Genomic DNA, 14,168 nt, shown 5'->3' with positions numbered 1-14,168 from the left:
CGTTCAGAAGTTGTAGGTCATGCCGAATTCGATGAAACGGGCGATCCTGCCCTCTTGCGAGCCGAAGGCGTTGCCGGCGCGGAAGGCCGCGAGGGTGGTGGTGAATTCCAGGCGCGGGGATTCGCGGAACGCGACGAAGAGGTCGATTTCGCGGCCGAGATCGCGGCTGGCGCCGGTCGGGTCGCGGTCGAGCCGGCTGTCGGCGAGGCGGCTGCTGGCGCGGCGCTGGCGATAATCGTGCAGCACCAGGTCCACCGAGCTGTTCTCGAGGAATCGCAGGCTCAGGCCGAGCGAGCCAACGGTCAAGTTGGACAGTTCGGGGCGAAACAATTCGCCGTAGTAGCGGAAGCGCTTGACGCCGCCGAAGCGCGCCTTGTTCTCGTGCAGGCCGGTCTGGCGGAAGGCATGGTCGACATCGTCGTCGGGATCGCCGTCACCGGAGCCGCTGGCCCAGCCCAGCCACAGCGTCGGGCGCGCCTTGCCGGGCAGCGACCAGCGCACGCCGGCATCCCAGGCGCTGCCGGCGACGCGCTGGCGCCGGTTGCGGTCCACGAGCACCTGTTTGCTGTTCACCTCGTCGAAATCGCTGCGCCATTCGGTCCCGTGCACGCGCGCGAGATCCACCCAGTAGCCGAAGCGGTGGCCGCCGTCGCTGCGTTCCTCGCCGATTGCGCGCAGGCCGAACCAGTCGAGGTCGGCGTCGGACGCGTCGGCGCGCCGTTCGCGCAGGATGCGGCCCTGCGCCGGGCGGCCGGAGTGGTCGCGCGCGAGCAGCCAGTAGGCTTCCAGATTGTGCCGCTTGCGCCAGTTCCACGCCGCGCGGCCGAACCAGCGCGCGAGCCGTTCCTCTTCCGGGTCGATGCCGCGTTCTTCGGTGGACACCGGCATGAGTTGCTGGCCGATGCCGGTTTCGACCAGCCAGTTGCCGGATTGCCCGAAATACAGGCGCAGCGCGTCGAGGTCGTCATCCCACCACCAGCTGCGCGACTCGATCAGGCCGATGCGCCCGGCCTGCAGGTCGAGCGGCAAACCGCCCGGCTGGGCGACGAACACCCAGCTCTGGCCGCGTTCGAGCGCGCCGAAGCTTTCGTGCTTGCCGCTCTGGCGCCAGGTGTCCACCTCGCTGAGGCCGACGATTTGCAGGAACACCGACGTGTCGGGCGTCGGCGAGAAACTCGCTTCGAGCTTGAGTTCCTGGTCGAGACTCGCACGGTCGCGCCGGCGATCGCGGTCGAAATCGAAATTGCGCCGCGTCTCGTGGGTGATTTCGTGCTCGCCGCCAAAGCGCACCGTCTGGCCGAAGAGTTCGGTGGTGTATCCGCCTTCCGGACGGCGCTCGTCGGGACGTCGGGCGAGATCGGAGGCGGAACGGCGCGTGGCTTGTTCGGCGTCGGGCGCGGGGGGCGCTTCGGCCGCCGTGGCGGGGGCAGCGGCCGACAGGGCCAGCGCCGCGATCGTGAGGGCATTCAGGAGTGAGCTGCAGAGGCGGCCGCGCAATGATGGCATTCAGGCATTCCCGGCGTAGGACAGGGCCGGGCTGAAGTGCGCGCCCGGTGCGATGGCGGACTCGTCACCGGGATCATTCGCGGGCAGCAGCGCGCGCATCGGCACGCAGCGTGCCCCGGGGTGATCGCGCAGTGCCTTCAGCAGCACGTCGAGCAGCCCAAGATCGGTTTCGTCCATGACGGCATGATGCAGCATTATGCCGACACGGGAAGAGGAAACAAGGCACGCCGCGATGCGTTCGGCCAGTGCCTGCGGCGGACTGCCGGGGGGGCGCAGCTTGCACCAGTCCACCGCCACCGGCAGCTCGACGAGGGCGGGCCGGTCGAAGGGCGCCGCCGTCACGTCGCGCGACAGCGCCCGGTAGCCGAGGGCCTCGAGGCAGGCGGCGGTGTCCACACTGCAGCGATTCCACGGCGGCGTGAAAATCGGGTCCGCGAACAGGCCGAAGGCGACCTCCATGATCGCGCGGCCGGCCTTGAGGTCGACATGCTGGGCGATGCGGTCGCGCGCCGCGCCGAACTCGCACTTGCGCCCCGCACTTTCATGGTTGACGTGGGCGTAGCCATGCTGATGCACCCCCACCGGATCGCCCGCCTGCATGCGTTGCAGCAGCCGACGGGTGAGCCCGGGCGACAGCGCCGCCGGGATCACCGCCAGATCCAGCGGCACCGCGGCACGGGCGAAGCAGTCGAGCAGTGCGAAGAGTTGCGGGTCGCCCCAGCCGGCGTCGTCATCGCGGAAAAACACCGTGCAGGGCGTCAATCGTTGCGCCAGCGCGGCGCGAATCGGTGCGCACCAGTCAGGCATGCTGAAGCTCCCCGGTGGTCGCCGGGCGCGGCGCGGGCAGCATCGCCGCGAGCAGGGCCGCGCTGGTTTCGGCGCCGGCGAGCGACAGCGCGGCCGGGGTCGGCGTGAAGCGCAGTGCGGCGGCGATGCCGTCGGCGAGGCGCGCGCCATCGAGCCCGGCGGCGGGCAGATGGCACACCGCGCCCAGCGCGGCGAGCGCTGCGGCGCGCCGGCCCTGTTCGTTTTCGCCCGTGGCGGCGTAGGGCACGACTAGCGCCGGAACCCCGGCGACCACGATGTCGAGCGCGGTGTTGTAGCCGAACTGGCTCACCGACAGCCGCGCGCGGCGCATCTCGGCGACCATGTCGGGAACGTGGCGGACCAGTTCCACGCCTGCCCGGCCGGCGGCCGCACGCTGCAGGGCGGACCATTCGTCTTCCGGCAGGAAAGGGCCGGCGACGATGCGCATCGGCAGGCCGAGCGTCGGCCACAGCCGCGCCTGGGCGTCGAGCGCGGCGGCGAACAGCGGGTAGCCGACGATGCCGCCGCCGGCCGACACCAGGATGCGATCGCCGCGCGGAAGGGCAGCCGCGGCGTCGCGGGCCGGCACGACGTAGCCGGTGTAATGCACCGGGACCGTGAGCGGTTTGCTGGGGCGGAAGCTCTCTTCGATGCGCGCGAAATTCGGGTCGGCATGCACCAGTATCGCGTCGAAGTAACGGTTCGCGAGCCAGCGCGCGCGGTCGTCGTGATGCTGCTGGTCGCGCCGCGCATCGACGAGGATGTCGCGCAGGCTGCACACGACGCGTGCCGGGCTGCCTGGCTGGCGGCGGGCGGCACGGATCAGCGCGAGGATTTCGCCGGCGAACTTCTTGCGGCCGAAGGGGAACAGCTCCACCAGCACGATCGCCGGCCGTCGCGCGGCAACCGCGTCGTCGATGATGCGGCGGCGGCGCGCGCGGGCGGCCGCGACGCTGTGGCCGGCGTCGCGGCTGACCACGTTGTGGCCGTCGTCCATGCCCAGCGGCGGCAGGTCGATGATCTCTATCTCGCGCGGGATCGGCACGCCCGGCGGCACCGGGCCGCCGTTGAGGAAGAGCACGCGGAAACGCTCCGCCAGTGCCCGCGCCAGCGCAAAGGAGCGCGTCAGGTGGCCGATGCCGAGCGAATGCTGGCAGTAGAACAGCAGCAGCGGGCACGCGGGCCGGCTGGCGGGTTCATCGATCGCGGGCGTTTTCATGGCAGGCTCCTTGACAGCGGAAATTGGGTACGCGCGCGCTAGGCCCGGCGCTCGACCAGCGCGAGGTAGGTGCCGCGCGCGGCCATGAGCGCGTCGTGCGGGCCGGATTCGACGATGCGGCCGTCCTTGAGCACGAGGATGCGGTCGAAGCTCGCCATGTCGGCGTACTCGTGGGCGATCACCAGCAGGGTCTTGCCGGCATGCACGCGCGCGACGGATTCGTTCATCAGGCGTGCCGACACCGCGTCGACAGCCGAGGTCGGTTCGTCCATCACCAGGATCGCCGGCTTCTTCACCAGCGCGCGGGCGAGGCAGATGCGCTGGCGCTGGCCGCCGGACAGCGTTGCGCCGCGCTCGCCGAGTTCGCAGTCGTAGCCCGCCGGCAGGTCGACGATGAATTCGTGGGCGCGTGCCGCACGCGCCGCGGCCTGGATGTCGTCGAGGCTGGCGTCGGGGTGGCCGTAGGCGATGTTCTCGCGCACCGACACGCCGAACAGCACGTTCTCCTGCAGCACGATGCCGATCTGCCGGCGCAGGCTGTCACGGCGGTAACGGCGGATGTCGATGCCATCGACAAGGATGCGCCCGGAAGCGGGCTCGTAGAGGCGCAGCAGCAGCGACAGCAGCGTGGACTTGCCGGCGCCCGACGGCCCCACCAGCGCGACCCGCTCGCCCGCTGCGATGCGCAGCGAGACGTGGTCGAGAATCGGATGCTCGGCGCGGTAGCCGAAACTGACGTCCTCGAAGACGATTTCGCCGGCGGCCTGGCCGAGTTCGAGCGCATCGGGCGGATCCTCGATTTCGGGCTCGGCGGCGAGGATCTCGGCGATGCGCTGGGCGCTGACCGCGGCGCGCGAGAACTTCGCCGACAGCCGGCCGAGATCGCGCACCGGCTTGTACAGGCTGGAGACATAGGCGAGGAAGATCAGCAGTTCGCCCGGCGTGAGCTGCCCGGCGAGCACCTGCTGGGCGCCCACCAGCACCGTGATCGCGGTGCCGACGGCGCTGACCAGCGCGATCGCTCGCGTGATCGCGCCGGTGCTGCGCGCGGTGCGGATGCCGGAGTGGAAGTTGCCTTCGATCTCCTCGCGGAAGCGTTCTTCCTCGTAGCCCTGGCGGCCGAAGGCCTGCACCAACGCGATCGACGACAGCACTTCGTTGAGGCGCGAGGCCATCGCCCCTTCGTGGCGGCGCTGCGCGCGCACCGAGGCCTTGACCTGGCGGTTGAGGAAATAGATCACCGCCAGCAGCGGCGGCAGCGTCGTCGCGACGACGAGCGCGAGCGGCCAGTTGATGACGAACATCACCGCGAGCATCGCGACCAGCGTCACGAAGTGCGCGGCGAAGGTCAGCGCCCATTCGGCGAACACGTCGCGCAGCAGGTTGGTGTCGCTCGCGACCTTGGTGATCAGCTCGCCGCTGCGCGCCTGATGGTGATAAGCGAGCGACAGGCGCTGCAGGTGGGCGAACAGCGCGCTGCGCAGGCGGTAAGTGATGAAGTGGCCGACTTTCGCCGTCGTATAGATCTGCAGATAGGAAAAGGCCCCGGCCAGCAGCGCGATGACGGCGATGGTGAGGGCCATCGCGACGAGCGCGAACCAGGTGCCCTGCGCCAGCAGCGTGTCGAGGAAGCCGAGTGCACCGGGCAGCGGGTGGGCCAGCAGGATGTGGTCGAAGATGATCTTCAGCGGCCACGGCGCGAGCAGCTCGGCGAGCGTGACGCCGGCCAGCGCGAGCGCGGCGACCACCAGCGGCGCGCGCATCTCGCGCAGGCTGGCGAGGATCAGGCGGCGGAAGCGGTCCGAGGCGGGCTTGCTCATGAGTACACCTCCGGCCGGGTCAGCGGCAGCGCCGCGAGGCCCGCCTCGGCGTCGGCGAGCGCGCGCCGCACCCGCCCCGGCCAGCCAGCGCGGTGACGCACGAAGAAGCTGTAGGCCTTGCGCAGCAGCATCAGGCGCAGGTACCAGTCGAGTTCGCGATCATCGGGCGCGCCGCCGTTCGCGGCGCGATAGTGCGTGATGAAGCGCACGGCGATCGCCGGCCAGTCGGCGATGCCAGCACCCTCGCCCACCTCGCCCTCGCGACACAGCAGCTGGCTGACGAAATCCGCCACATCGCGGGCCGGCGCGCCGAGCGCGAAGTTGTCGTAATCGAACAGCGCGATGCGACCGTCGCACCACAGCATCTGATCCACATGAAAGTCGCCGTGGATCGGGCGCATGCGGGGGGGTGGCGCGTCCTCTTGCGCCTCGAGCCGGGCGAGGATGTGGTCGAGCGGCGCGGCGAAGCGCGGTTCCGCCTGGAGCAGTTTCTTGCGCCACTTGCGCGCGGTGTCCAAGGTTTCGCCAAGAGGCTCGGCGCGCCCCTGCAGCGGCCCGCCGGCGTGCAGGCGCGACAGCGCGACGGCAAGGGTGTGCAACAGCGCGTCCGCCGCGGGGCCGGCAAGCTCGCCGGCGAGCGCCACGCCCGTCACTTCGCGCTGCCACACCGCGTGCAGGATCGGACACGCGCCCAGCGGGCGGCCGACGATGAAGGCCTGCGGATCCGCACCGCCCTGTCGCCACAGCGCAGCGAGGCAATCGCGCGCGTCGCGCCATTCCTCGCCGCGGTAGCTTTTGCCGTAGATCGCCGCGCGCTCGTCGCCGTACCGCAGCGAAAAGCGCGCGGTGCAGTGTTCCTCGGGTTCATGACGCACGATGTGCACGGCCTCGACCTGCGCCGCCTCGCTGGCGCCGCTCGCCGCGGCCTCGGCAGCGAAGATCCGCGCGAGCGGCAGGTGGGCGCGGACCCCAACAGGGTCGAGAAAGGCAGGCAGCTGGGCCATCGCCGGGTCGTTGGGCAGGGACCACACCACCATGTCGAATTCCGGCAGGTGCATCACCGGTTCGCCAAAGCGCGGCACGATGCAATGCTGCGGCCAGGCAGCGCGGTAGGCGTCCAGGCTCGCGCCGCGCGAATAGGCCTTGGCGTACAGCGACTGTGAGCCCAGGCGGCCGGTCAGCGTGTCGCGCACCGCGAGCGCATAGCAGACCCCCAGATAGGGCGCCCCCTGCTCGCGCGTGCGGCGCGAGATGCGGCGGCGGCTCTGCGTCACGCTGCAGCCCTCGATGCGGGCGAGTCCGTCGCGAAAACCGGGCAGGCCGCGTTGCAGCAGCCCGGTCATGGCGACCTCGTCGGTGAGCAGGCGGCTGATGTCCATGATCGTTCTCACGTCGTGTAGAGGGGGCGGTCGAGAACCCCGTCGCGGGCGACGGCTTCGGCCAGCGCGAGCAACGCGGGCACCAGCGCGAAACGGCCTGGCTTGAGGTTGGCGACGCAGCGGTACGCGCGCTCGCACAGCAGCGCGCGCGCCACCGCCCACGCCAGCAGCGGGCCGGAAACCGGGTGCTGCGAGGCGGCCCGATAGGCCTGCAAGAGATGCGCGGCGGCGGCCTGTTCGGGCGCGAGCGGCATCCCGGCGAGCAGCGCCCGGTACAGGGCGTCTGCAATCCACGCGCCGAGGTCGAGCACCGCCGGGCCACGATGGGCGTCATCGAGGTCGATGAAGGCGAGCCGGCTCCGGTGCACGAGAATATTGCGCGGGTGCAAGTCGCCGTGCAGGGTCGCCTGCGGCAGCTTGCGGAGCGCGTCCGCGCCGTCCGCCAAGTGGTTCAGCAGTCGCTCCAGCTGCGGCGCCCAGCCGGGCTCGACGGCCGCCAGCAAGGCGGCGCACGCGCGCGGCCGGCCGAGCAGATCGTCGTCGCCGACACCGCGCGCGACCGGCACCGGCGTGTCATGCAGCGCCGCGAGCATGCCGCCGACCTGCGCGGTGAGTGCGGGCGGACATCGGGGGTGCAGGTCCGCCAGCGCTTCGCCGGCGACCGCTTCCTGCCAGTGCATGCCGGTGGTGGCCTGCCACAGCACCGGACGCGGCGTGACGAGGCGGCCCTCGGCTTGCGCCGGGCTCGCGTACAGCGCCTGCATCAGCGCATGGGTGACGCCCCCCGCGCGGTCGCGATCGATCTTCGCGAACAGCGTCCGCGTACCCGGCGAATCCCGCAGCGCCACGTCGAAGCGGGCGCAGGCGCGCAATTCGGGCACGTACTGGATCAGTTCCGCGCTTACCCCGGCGAGCGGCACCTCCCGGCCGAGCAGCGCCGCGACGGCTTGCGCCAGCGGCGCGCCGTGCTCGCGCATTGTCTCGCACAAGGGCATGAGCGCCGCGAGCTTGGGATCATTGGGCAGGAACCACGCAAACAGCTCCAGCCCGGGCAGCAGCAGCGAGGATTTGCCGCAGCGGGTGTCGCGCCCGACGCGCGCGCGGTTACGGGCGTGGCGCGGTGCCGCTTCCCCGGCGGCGCAAAACCGCCCTGCAACAGCTTGCCGATAGGGGCTGCCGCCACGTTCGTCCTGCACCTCGAGCACCCACGACACGGTGCAGTTGCGGCGCGGGCGGTACTTCACGCGGTCCACGCGGCAGGCGATCACGCGCTGGCCCGACGACTGTCCGCGCAGCGCGGAGTCGAAGGCCTCGCGCATCGCCGCGGCGTCCAGCGCGCGGGCAAGCTGCGGCAGCTGCGGATCCTGCGGCAGTTGCGGCCCCCGTGGCAGTTGCGGCCCCCGTGGCAGTTGCGGCCCCCGTGGCAGCGCAGCCGTGGGCGTCATGCCGGCGTGCCCGCCAGGTTGATGACGCGGCCGTCGCGTTCGAGACTTGCGGCCGCATCCGCGCTGGCACGCAGCACCTGCCCCGCCGCGTCTTCGCGCAGCCACAGCCAGCGGCCACGGAAGCGGTAATTGCCGAAGCGCCATTCGCCGGGGCTGTCATCGCGGGCGTGGAACCAGATGTCGCGGACGTCCTGCCCGGCGGCGTGCGATTCGATGCGCAGCGCCGCGGCGCGCCGTACAGCATGCGCCGCGCCGCTCTCCCCCTGCAGCGGCAAATGCGTGACGCGCAGGTCCGGGGGCGCGTCGCGCCACGGCAGCAGCACGCTGTCGAAGGCCGCGCATGCGCCCCGCGAACTGAAACACACGCGCGGCGCGGCGAGTTTCTCCCCGTAACGGTAGGCAACGAAGCTGTCCTCGACGGCGACCTCGACGCGCGCATCCTGCGCCTGGGCGATCAGCAGGCCGGGACTGCACACCCGCGGACCGTGGTCCCGCGCGACCTGCACCGCATCCTGCGCCGCCTCGCCGAGCTGGAAGCGCAGCGCGTACTCGTGTTCGCTCGGCGCGTCGAGCCAGTCGGAGACGATCCAGTAGCACGCATCGACGAAGACGATGCGCCGGCTGTGCACGGCGTCATAGACATGGCTGCGCGCAGTGCCGTGCAGCAGCGCCAGGTTCGCGGTTTCGACGCGCTCGCGCAGGGCCGCGTCCGGCGCCGGGCCGGACACCTTGTGGCGCACCGAGCCATGCGCGTGGCGCGACGGTTCCTTGATCGGGCGCGGCAGGTACAGCGTCTGGTTGAGGCCGTCGACGCACACCGTGTTGTGCGCCGCGGTGCTGCGGAAGCGGATGCGCCAGTTGATGTCGCCGGCTTCGGAATAGGTGTAGCGCCCCGGGTCGACGACCAGCGAGCGGCCATTTGCGGCGAGTTCGAAACTCAGGCAGTCGAAGTGGCCGTGATTGCCCGCGCCGAGCGGGCCGCAGTCGAAGATCAGGTAGTGCGCGTCGGCGAACGGCTGCCCGGCCTCACCCCAGTGGCTGCGCACGATGGTGTAGCCGCTGGCGGCGAAATGCGCGACGCGCTGCGCCGGTGGCGTGCCCTCGCGCCCGGCCGTCGCGGCGTAGCGGAGGTCGTCGCGCGCGTAGAGCTCGGCGCCCTGCCCCAGCAGCTCGAGAAAGCTGCGCGCATCGCCGTCGGAAAGGCTGGGGACGATGCCGTCGGGCTTGTGCGCGTGGAGGCTGAATTCCAGCGCGCGGACGATCGCGGCATCCATGTCGGCGGGCACCGGGATGTCGTTGAGCGCGGCGAGCCGGCGCACGTTGAGGTAGTTCTTCAGCACCAGCTGGTGATAGTCGGTCGACAGTTCGCATTGCACGCCATCGGGGAGCAGGTCGCTCTCGATGTTGTCGGCGATCCGCACCAGCGCAAACTCGCGCCAGAACGCGGCGCGGCGCATCTCGGGGAACACCACTGCGGCGAGGAAGATCGCGTACAGCTCGAGCGTGCGGTGGTTGCGCGCGGCGGTGAGGTTGGCGCACAGGAATTCGACCTGTTCGTGGATCGACTCGAGCAGGCGGCGGTGAAAGCCCGCCGAGACCGCGTTCCTCGGGCTGTCGGTGACGAAGTAGTGATAGCTGTAGATCCAGTTCTGCACGCGCCGGCCGGTGACGTCGGCGGCGATGAAGCCGGGCGGCGTGCGGGCGATCCAGCAGTCGATGAGCTCCATCCAGCGCCACGCGTAGCGCGGGTCGTCGCTGGCGCTGAAGGCCATGCCCAGGCCCACCGCGTAGTAGAACTTGTGCAGCAGGATGTGCCATTCGACGTCATCGCTGGGGTTGTGCAGCCAATCGACGGGGTCGGGCAGCACGCGGGTTTCGCCGTTGAACTCGAAACGCCCACTCATGAGGGCCGCGATCTTTTCGGGCCGGGTTTCGTCGAGGTCGGGCACCGGGAAGTAGAAGACCGGCCGAGGCGCGCGGAAGTGGGCGAGCAGCGTCGCGTCGTCCATGCGCGCGAAGGCGGGCAGGAAGATCTCCGGGTCACGATCGCTGACGCTATCCATGGTGGCGTACTCGGCGAGGTGGGCGGCGCGGTTCATGAGGTGGCACTCCTGATCTGGGCGAGGAACAGGTCGCGCAGCGCGAGGGTCGTGCGGCGCGAATCGAAGCGCTCGCAGATGCGGCGGCGCCCGGCGCGCGCGAGACGCTCGTGCAGCGCGGGGTCGACCAGCACCCGGTGCAGCGCGTCGGCCAGCGCGCGCGGGTCGCGCGGCGGCACCAGCAGGCCGTGCTCGCCGTCGTCGATCAGCTCGGGGATGCCGGAAATCGGCGTCGACACCACCGGCAGGCCCATCGCCATCGCCTCGGCGAGCACGTTCGGGATGCCGTCGCGGTCGCCGTCCTCCATCACCTGGCACGGCAGCGCAAAGAGTCGTGCCTGGCGGTAGATCTCGCGCAGCTCGTCCTGCGCGACGGCGCTGCGCAGCTGCACGTGGTCCTGCAGGCCGCGGGCGGCGATCTGCGCGCGCAGCGCATCGTAGGCGCTGCCGCGTTCGCCGACGATGACGCAGCCGAAGCGCACGCCGTCGTGCTTGAGCAGCGCACAGGCCTCGACCAGATGCTCGAAGCCCTTCTTCTCGACGAAGCGGCCGACCGACAACACCAGCGGCAGCGCGCCGGGCTTGGGGTCCGGACGGAAAAATTCGGTGTCGAGACCATGGTAGATGGTGTGCACGACCTTCGCGTCGGCGTGGCGGGCCTTCAGCACCGTCGCATTGGCCCCGGTGCAGGTGGCGACGAAGCGCGCCGCGGCGAGCTTGCGTTCGAGCAGGTCGCCGGGGTTGAGATCGGCCTGGTAGATGTCCTTGGCGTGCGCGGTGAAGCTGAAGGGGATGCCGGTCAGGCGACTGGCGAACCACGTGATCGTCGCGACGCCGTGGCAGAAGTGGCCGTGCAGATGGGCGACGCTGCCGTCGCGCATCACGTCCGCCGCGATGTGCGTGGCCTGCATGAACTCCTTGATGAACACCTTGCGCAACGCCAGCGGACTCCTGCGGTAGCGCCAGCTCATGCCCAGCGCGCTGCCCAGCGTGCCGAGGTAGCGCAGCGGGTGGCGCCGGGCGACGACCCACTGCGCACGGGCGAAGCGCGGCAGGTTGCCCGCCAGCCAGGCCGCCAGCGATGAACCGGACAGGCTGCTGGCCTTGGGCAAGTAGCTCAAGGGCGCACGGATGGCCCGCACCACCGGGTGCACGGTCGGCTCGTCTTCGCGCTTCACCGAGAACAGGCGCAGGCGCAGCCCCATCTGCTCGAGCAGGTAGATCTCGTTGGCGATGAAGGTTTCCGACAGCCGCGGAAAGCCGTTCATCACGTAGGCGACACAGCGCCCTTCAGCGGACGCCCGCGACGCGTCGGGCAGCGGCCGGGAGAGAGGCAGAACCTGGGGCAGAGACGGGGCATTCATCGGAGTTCTCCAGCAGTTGACGCAGCAGTCGCAGATTGCGGTCGTTGTCGAAGCCTTCGGCGACCGCCGCACGCGCGGCCTCGCCCAGGCGCGTGCGCAGCGCCGGGTCACCGGCCAGACGCCGGATCGCACGCGCCAGCGCGGTCGGGTGGTCGGGGTCGACGAGCAGCCCCGTTTCCTCGTCCCGGACCAATTCGGGGATGCCCGACACGATGGTCGAGATCACCGCCAGCTGCATCGCCATCGCTTCCAGCAACACGTTCGGGATGCCGTCGCGGTCGCCGTCCTGGCCGATGCGCGAGGGCTGCACGAACACCGTGGCGCCTGCATAGCGCGCGATCACCTCGTCACGCGGCAGTTTGCCGGCCAGCACGACCTGGCCGCGCAGGCCGGCCGCCGCGATGAGGCCGTCGAGGCGGGCATGTTCCTCGCCGTAGCCGACGATCTCGCAGCGGAACGCGAAACCGTCGTCGCGCAGGATGCGCGCGGCCTCGATCAGCGTGTCGAAGCCCTTCTTCTCGCGCAGCCGGCCGACCGCGAGGATCAGCGGCGGATCGGACGGCACTTCGCGCAGGCGCGGGCTGAAGCGTTCGAAGTCGACCCCGTGGTACATGCGGTGCAGCACCGCATCGGGCGCGTGGCGCGCCAGCGTGTGGCGGTTGTATTCGGTGCAGGTCACGGTGAAGCGCGCCTGGCGCAGCTTGCGTGCCAGGTCGGCGGGGTCCGACAGGTAGATGTCCTTGGCGTGGGCGGAGATCGAAAACGGCAGGCCGAGTTTCGACACCAGTTCGCCAATGTCCGCCGGACGCGAGATGAAATGCGTGTGCAGGTGGCCGATGCCGGCCTGCTGCAGGCGGCGCGTCAGCCACCCGGCGCGCAGGAAGTCGATGAGCCCGCCGTCGCGCGCCAGCGCCGCGCGCAGCGCCCCGAGATAACGCAGCGGTGCGGCCGCGAACAGGCGGGCGTGCGCGCACAGGAACTGCCCTGCCGTCGCCAGCGCGGGCATTGGCAGATAGCTCACCGGCGCACGCACGCGCGCCACCGCGTCGTGGTGGATCGCGTCGGTCGGCGGCGCCAGCGCGAAGATGTGCAGGCGCTGGCCGAGCCGCTCCAGCCCCAGGATCTCTTCGAGAATGAAGGTCTCGGAGAGCTTGGGGTAGATCTTTACCAGGAGGCCGATTGGGCGACCGTCGGGGCGAAATTCGTCCATGTCGGGATGCTCCGCGAAGAAGAGGGGACCGCTTGCGGCCGGCGGGGTGCAACGTCGCGACGCTTCGTGCCGATCAGGCCGAATATCGCCCGCCCGACCTGCTCGAGGCCGTCGAGCCGGATGCTGATGGGGTTCTCGCCGTTGCCGCGCAGCGCGGCCGTCTCGAGGCCCACCGCCTGCAGCAGGCCCTGCGGGGTCAGGCGATCCGGATGCACGATGCGCATCAGGCCCAGCTCCGCCATGCGTTCGGCGCGGATGCACTGCTCCTGCACCGGGCGCACGCGCGGCACCACCACCGCGCGCTTGTGCAGCGTCAGCAGTTCGCACACGGTGTTGTAACCGCCCATCGACACCACCACGTCGGCAGCATCCATCAGCGACATCATGTCGTCGGAGAAATCCTGGCGCGTCACGCAGTCCAGCGTGTCGGCCAGCCGGCAGATCGCGTCGCGCCTGTCCGCCGCCATCTCCGGACCGAAGACGATATGGCTGCGCGGCCGCGCGGGGGGCGGCAGCGAGGCGAGCCCTTCGACGTAGGCCGAAATCATCGCATCGCCGTCCTCGCCGCCACCGGCGGTGACCAGCACCAGCGGCTGCGCCGGCGTCACCGCCAGTTCGGCGCGCACGCTCGCACGGCTGCGCCGCCCCGGCTTGCGCGCGATGTAGCCGCAGAAACGCACCTTGTCCGCGGTGCACGGCGGAAACGCGTACTCGGCGCGCAGGTCGAACACCTCCGCATTGCCCACCACCAGCACGTCGTCGTAATGCTCGTCGATCGCCTCGAAGTAGCGGTTCTTGCGCCACACCCGCATCGTCGCCTCCGGGCTGTCGAGAATGTCGCGCAGCAGCAGCACGAGCTTCGGCCGCGTCATGTCGGCAGGCAGCGCTTCCAGCGCACCGGCGAGTTCCTCCTCGACACCGAAGGGTTTCTTGTCGACCAGGATCAGGTCCGGCGCGAAATCGGCGATCGTGCTGCGGATCAGGTTGGCGCGCAGGCGCACCGTGGACTGCAGGTCCATGTCCAGGTAACGCGCCCCGTAACCGCCCGCGGCGTTGCGCGACAGGCACGGCAGCTTCACGTAATCGATCCGCGGCGGAATGCGGAAGGCATGGAGCATCGGCGAGCCGGTGATGATCAGCACCGACAGGTCGGGCTCGTTATCCACCAGGTGACGGGCAATTTCCAGCATGCGGCGGATGTTGCCGAGCCCGAAAGTATCGTGCGAATAGACAAGGACGCGTTTCATTTGGACGAGCCTCCTGCGGGGTTTCCGGCCCCGTGCAGACGCGCGGTCTGGCTGTCGCGATGCGCGGGAATA

General features: G+C 70.5%; 10 protein-coding genes. All 10 read right to left on the bottom strand.

Going from position 1 to position 14,168, the window contains the following annotated elements:
• Positions 1 to 3: 3 nt before the first annotated feature.
• Genes GPA25_RS12500 through GPA25_RS12455 form a run of 10 tightly spaced genes read right to left on the bottom strand, consistent with a single transcriptional unit; the run spans position 4 to position 14,096 of the window.
• Entirely contained in the window at positions 4 to 1,506 is a 1,503-nt protein-coding gene (locus GPA25_RS12500) for an alginate export family protein (RefSeq protein WP_169260732.1), read from the bottom strand.
• Entirely contained in the window at positions 1,507 to 2,313 is an 807-nt protein-coding gene (locus GPA25_RS12495) for a polysaccharide deacetylase family protein (RefSeq protein ID WP_169260731.1), read from the bottom strand.
• Positions 2,306 to 3,532, bottom strand: a complete 1,227-nt coding sequence (locus GPA25_RS12490; protein ID WP_169260730.1) for a glycosyltransferase family protein — start codon at positions 3,530 to 3,532, stop codon at positions 2,306 to 2,308. The genes GPA25_RS12495 and GPA25_RS12490 overlap by 8 nt, the downstream gene beginning before the upstream one ends.
• A gap of 38 nt (positions 3,533 to 3,570) precedes the next feature.
• Complete coding sequence (locus GPA25_RS12485; RefSeq protein ID WP_169260729.1) at positions 3,571 to 5,352, bottom strand: ABC transporter ATP-binding protein; 1,782 nt, start codon at positions 5,350 to 5,352, stop codon at positions 3,571 to 3,573.
• Positions 5,349 to 6,731: a hypothetical protein gene (locus tag GPA25_RS12480; RefSeq protein WP_169260728.1), complete on the bottom strand. Its 1,383-nt coding sequence runs from the start codon at positions 6,729 to 6,731 to the stop codon at positions 5,349 to 5,351. Before GPA25_RS12480 ends, GPA25_RS12485 begins: the two co-directional genes overlap by 4 nt.
• Positions 6,732 to 6,739: 8 nt before the next feature.
• Entirely contained in the window at positions 6,740 to 8,176 is a 1,437-nt protein-coding gene (locus GPA25_RS12475; protein ID WP_169260727.1) for a phosphotransferase enzyme family protein, read from the bottom strand.
• Positions 8,173 to 10,275 (bottom strand): alginate lyase family protein, encoded by a 2,103-nt coding sequence (locus GPA25_RS12470; protein ID WP_169260726.1) that lies wholly within the window; start codon positions 10,273 to 10,275, stop codon positions 8,173 to 8,175. The genes GPA25_RS12475 and GPA25_RS12470 overlap by 4 nt, the downstream gene beginning before the upstream one ends.
• Complete coding sequence (locus GPA25_RS12465) at positions 10,272 to 11,639, bottom strand: glycosyltransferase family 4 protein (RefSeq protein ID WP_169260725.1); 1,368 nt, start codon at positions 11,637 to 11,639, stop codon at positions 10,272 to 10,274. Before GPA25_RS12465 ends, GPA25_RS12470 begins: the two co-directional genes overlap by 4 nt.
• The gene (locus GPA25_RS12460; RefSeq protein ID WP_169260724.1) at positions 11,566 to 12,849 is read right to left on the bottom strand and encodes a glycosyltransferase; all 1,284 of its coding nucleotides are present in this window, start codon (positions 12,847 to 12,849) and stop codon (positions 11,566 to 11,568) included. Before GPA25_RS12460 ends, GPA25_RS12465 begins: the two co-directional genes overlap by 74 nt.
• Positions 12,804 to 14,096, bottom strand: coding sequence for a glycosyltransferase family protein (locus tag GPA25_RS12455; protein WP_169260723.1), 1,293 nt, complete (start codon positions 14,094 to 14,096; stop codon positions 12,804 to 12,806). Before GPA25_RS12455 ends, GPA25_RS12460 begins: the two co-directional genes overlap by 46 nt.
• Positions 14,097 to 14,168 lie beyond the last annotated feature (72 nt).

Origin of the sequence: Aromatoleum diolicum, from assembly GCF_012910955.1 — a bacterium.
GTDB classification, from domain to species: Bacteria; Pseudomonadota; Gammaproteobacteria; order Burkholderiales; family Rhodocyclaceae; genus Aromatoleum; species Aromatoleum diolicum.
Note: the sequence above shows the minus strand (reverse complement) of the source record. Positions and strands in the feature narration are given on the sequence as shown.

Coding starts and splice junctions, on each gene's coding strand:
- GPA25_RS12500 (WP_169260732.1), bottom strand. CDS start 1,506: ATGCCATCATTGCGCGGCCGCCTCTGCAGCTCACTCCTGAATGCCCTC.
- GPA25_RS12495 (WP_169260731.1), bottom strand. CDS start 2,313: ATGCCTGACTGGTGCGCACCGATTCGCGCCGCGCTGGCGCAACGATTG.
- GPA25_RS12490 (WP_169260730.1), bottom strand. CDS start 3,532: ATGAAAACGCCCGCGATCGATGAACCCGCCAGCCGGCCCGCGTGCCCG.
- GPA25_RS12485 (WP_169260729.1), bottom strand. CDS start 5,352: ATGAGCAAGCCCGCCTCGGACCGCTTCCGCCGCCTGATCCTCGCCAGC.
- GPA25_RS12480 (WP_169260728.1), bottom strand. CDS start 6,731: ATGGACATCAGCCGCCTGCTCACCGACGAGGTCGCCATGACCGGGCTG.
- GPA25_RS12475 (WP_169260727.1), bottom strand. CDS start 8,176: ATGACGCCCACGGCTGCGCTGCCACGGGGGCCGCAACTGCCACGGGGG.
- GPA25_RS12470 (WP_169260726.1), bottom strand. CDS start 10,275: ATGAACCGCGCCGCCCACCTCGCCGAGTACGCCACCATGGATAGCGTC.
- GPA25_RS12465 (WP_169260725.1), bottom strand. CDS start 11,639: ATGAATGCCCCGTCTCTGCCCCAGGTTCTGCCTCTCTCCCGGCCGCTG.
- GPA25_RS12460 (WP_169260724.1), bottom strand. CDS start 12,849: ATGGACGAATTTCGCCCCGACGGTCGCCCAATCGGCCTCCTGGTAAAG.
- GPA25_RS12455 (WP_169260723.1), bottom strand. CDS start 14,096: ATGAAACGCGTCCTTGTCTATTCGCACGATACTTTCGGGCTCGGCAAC.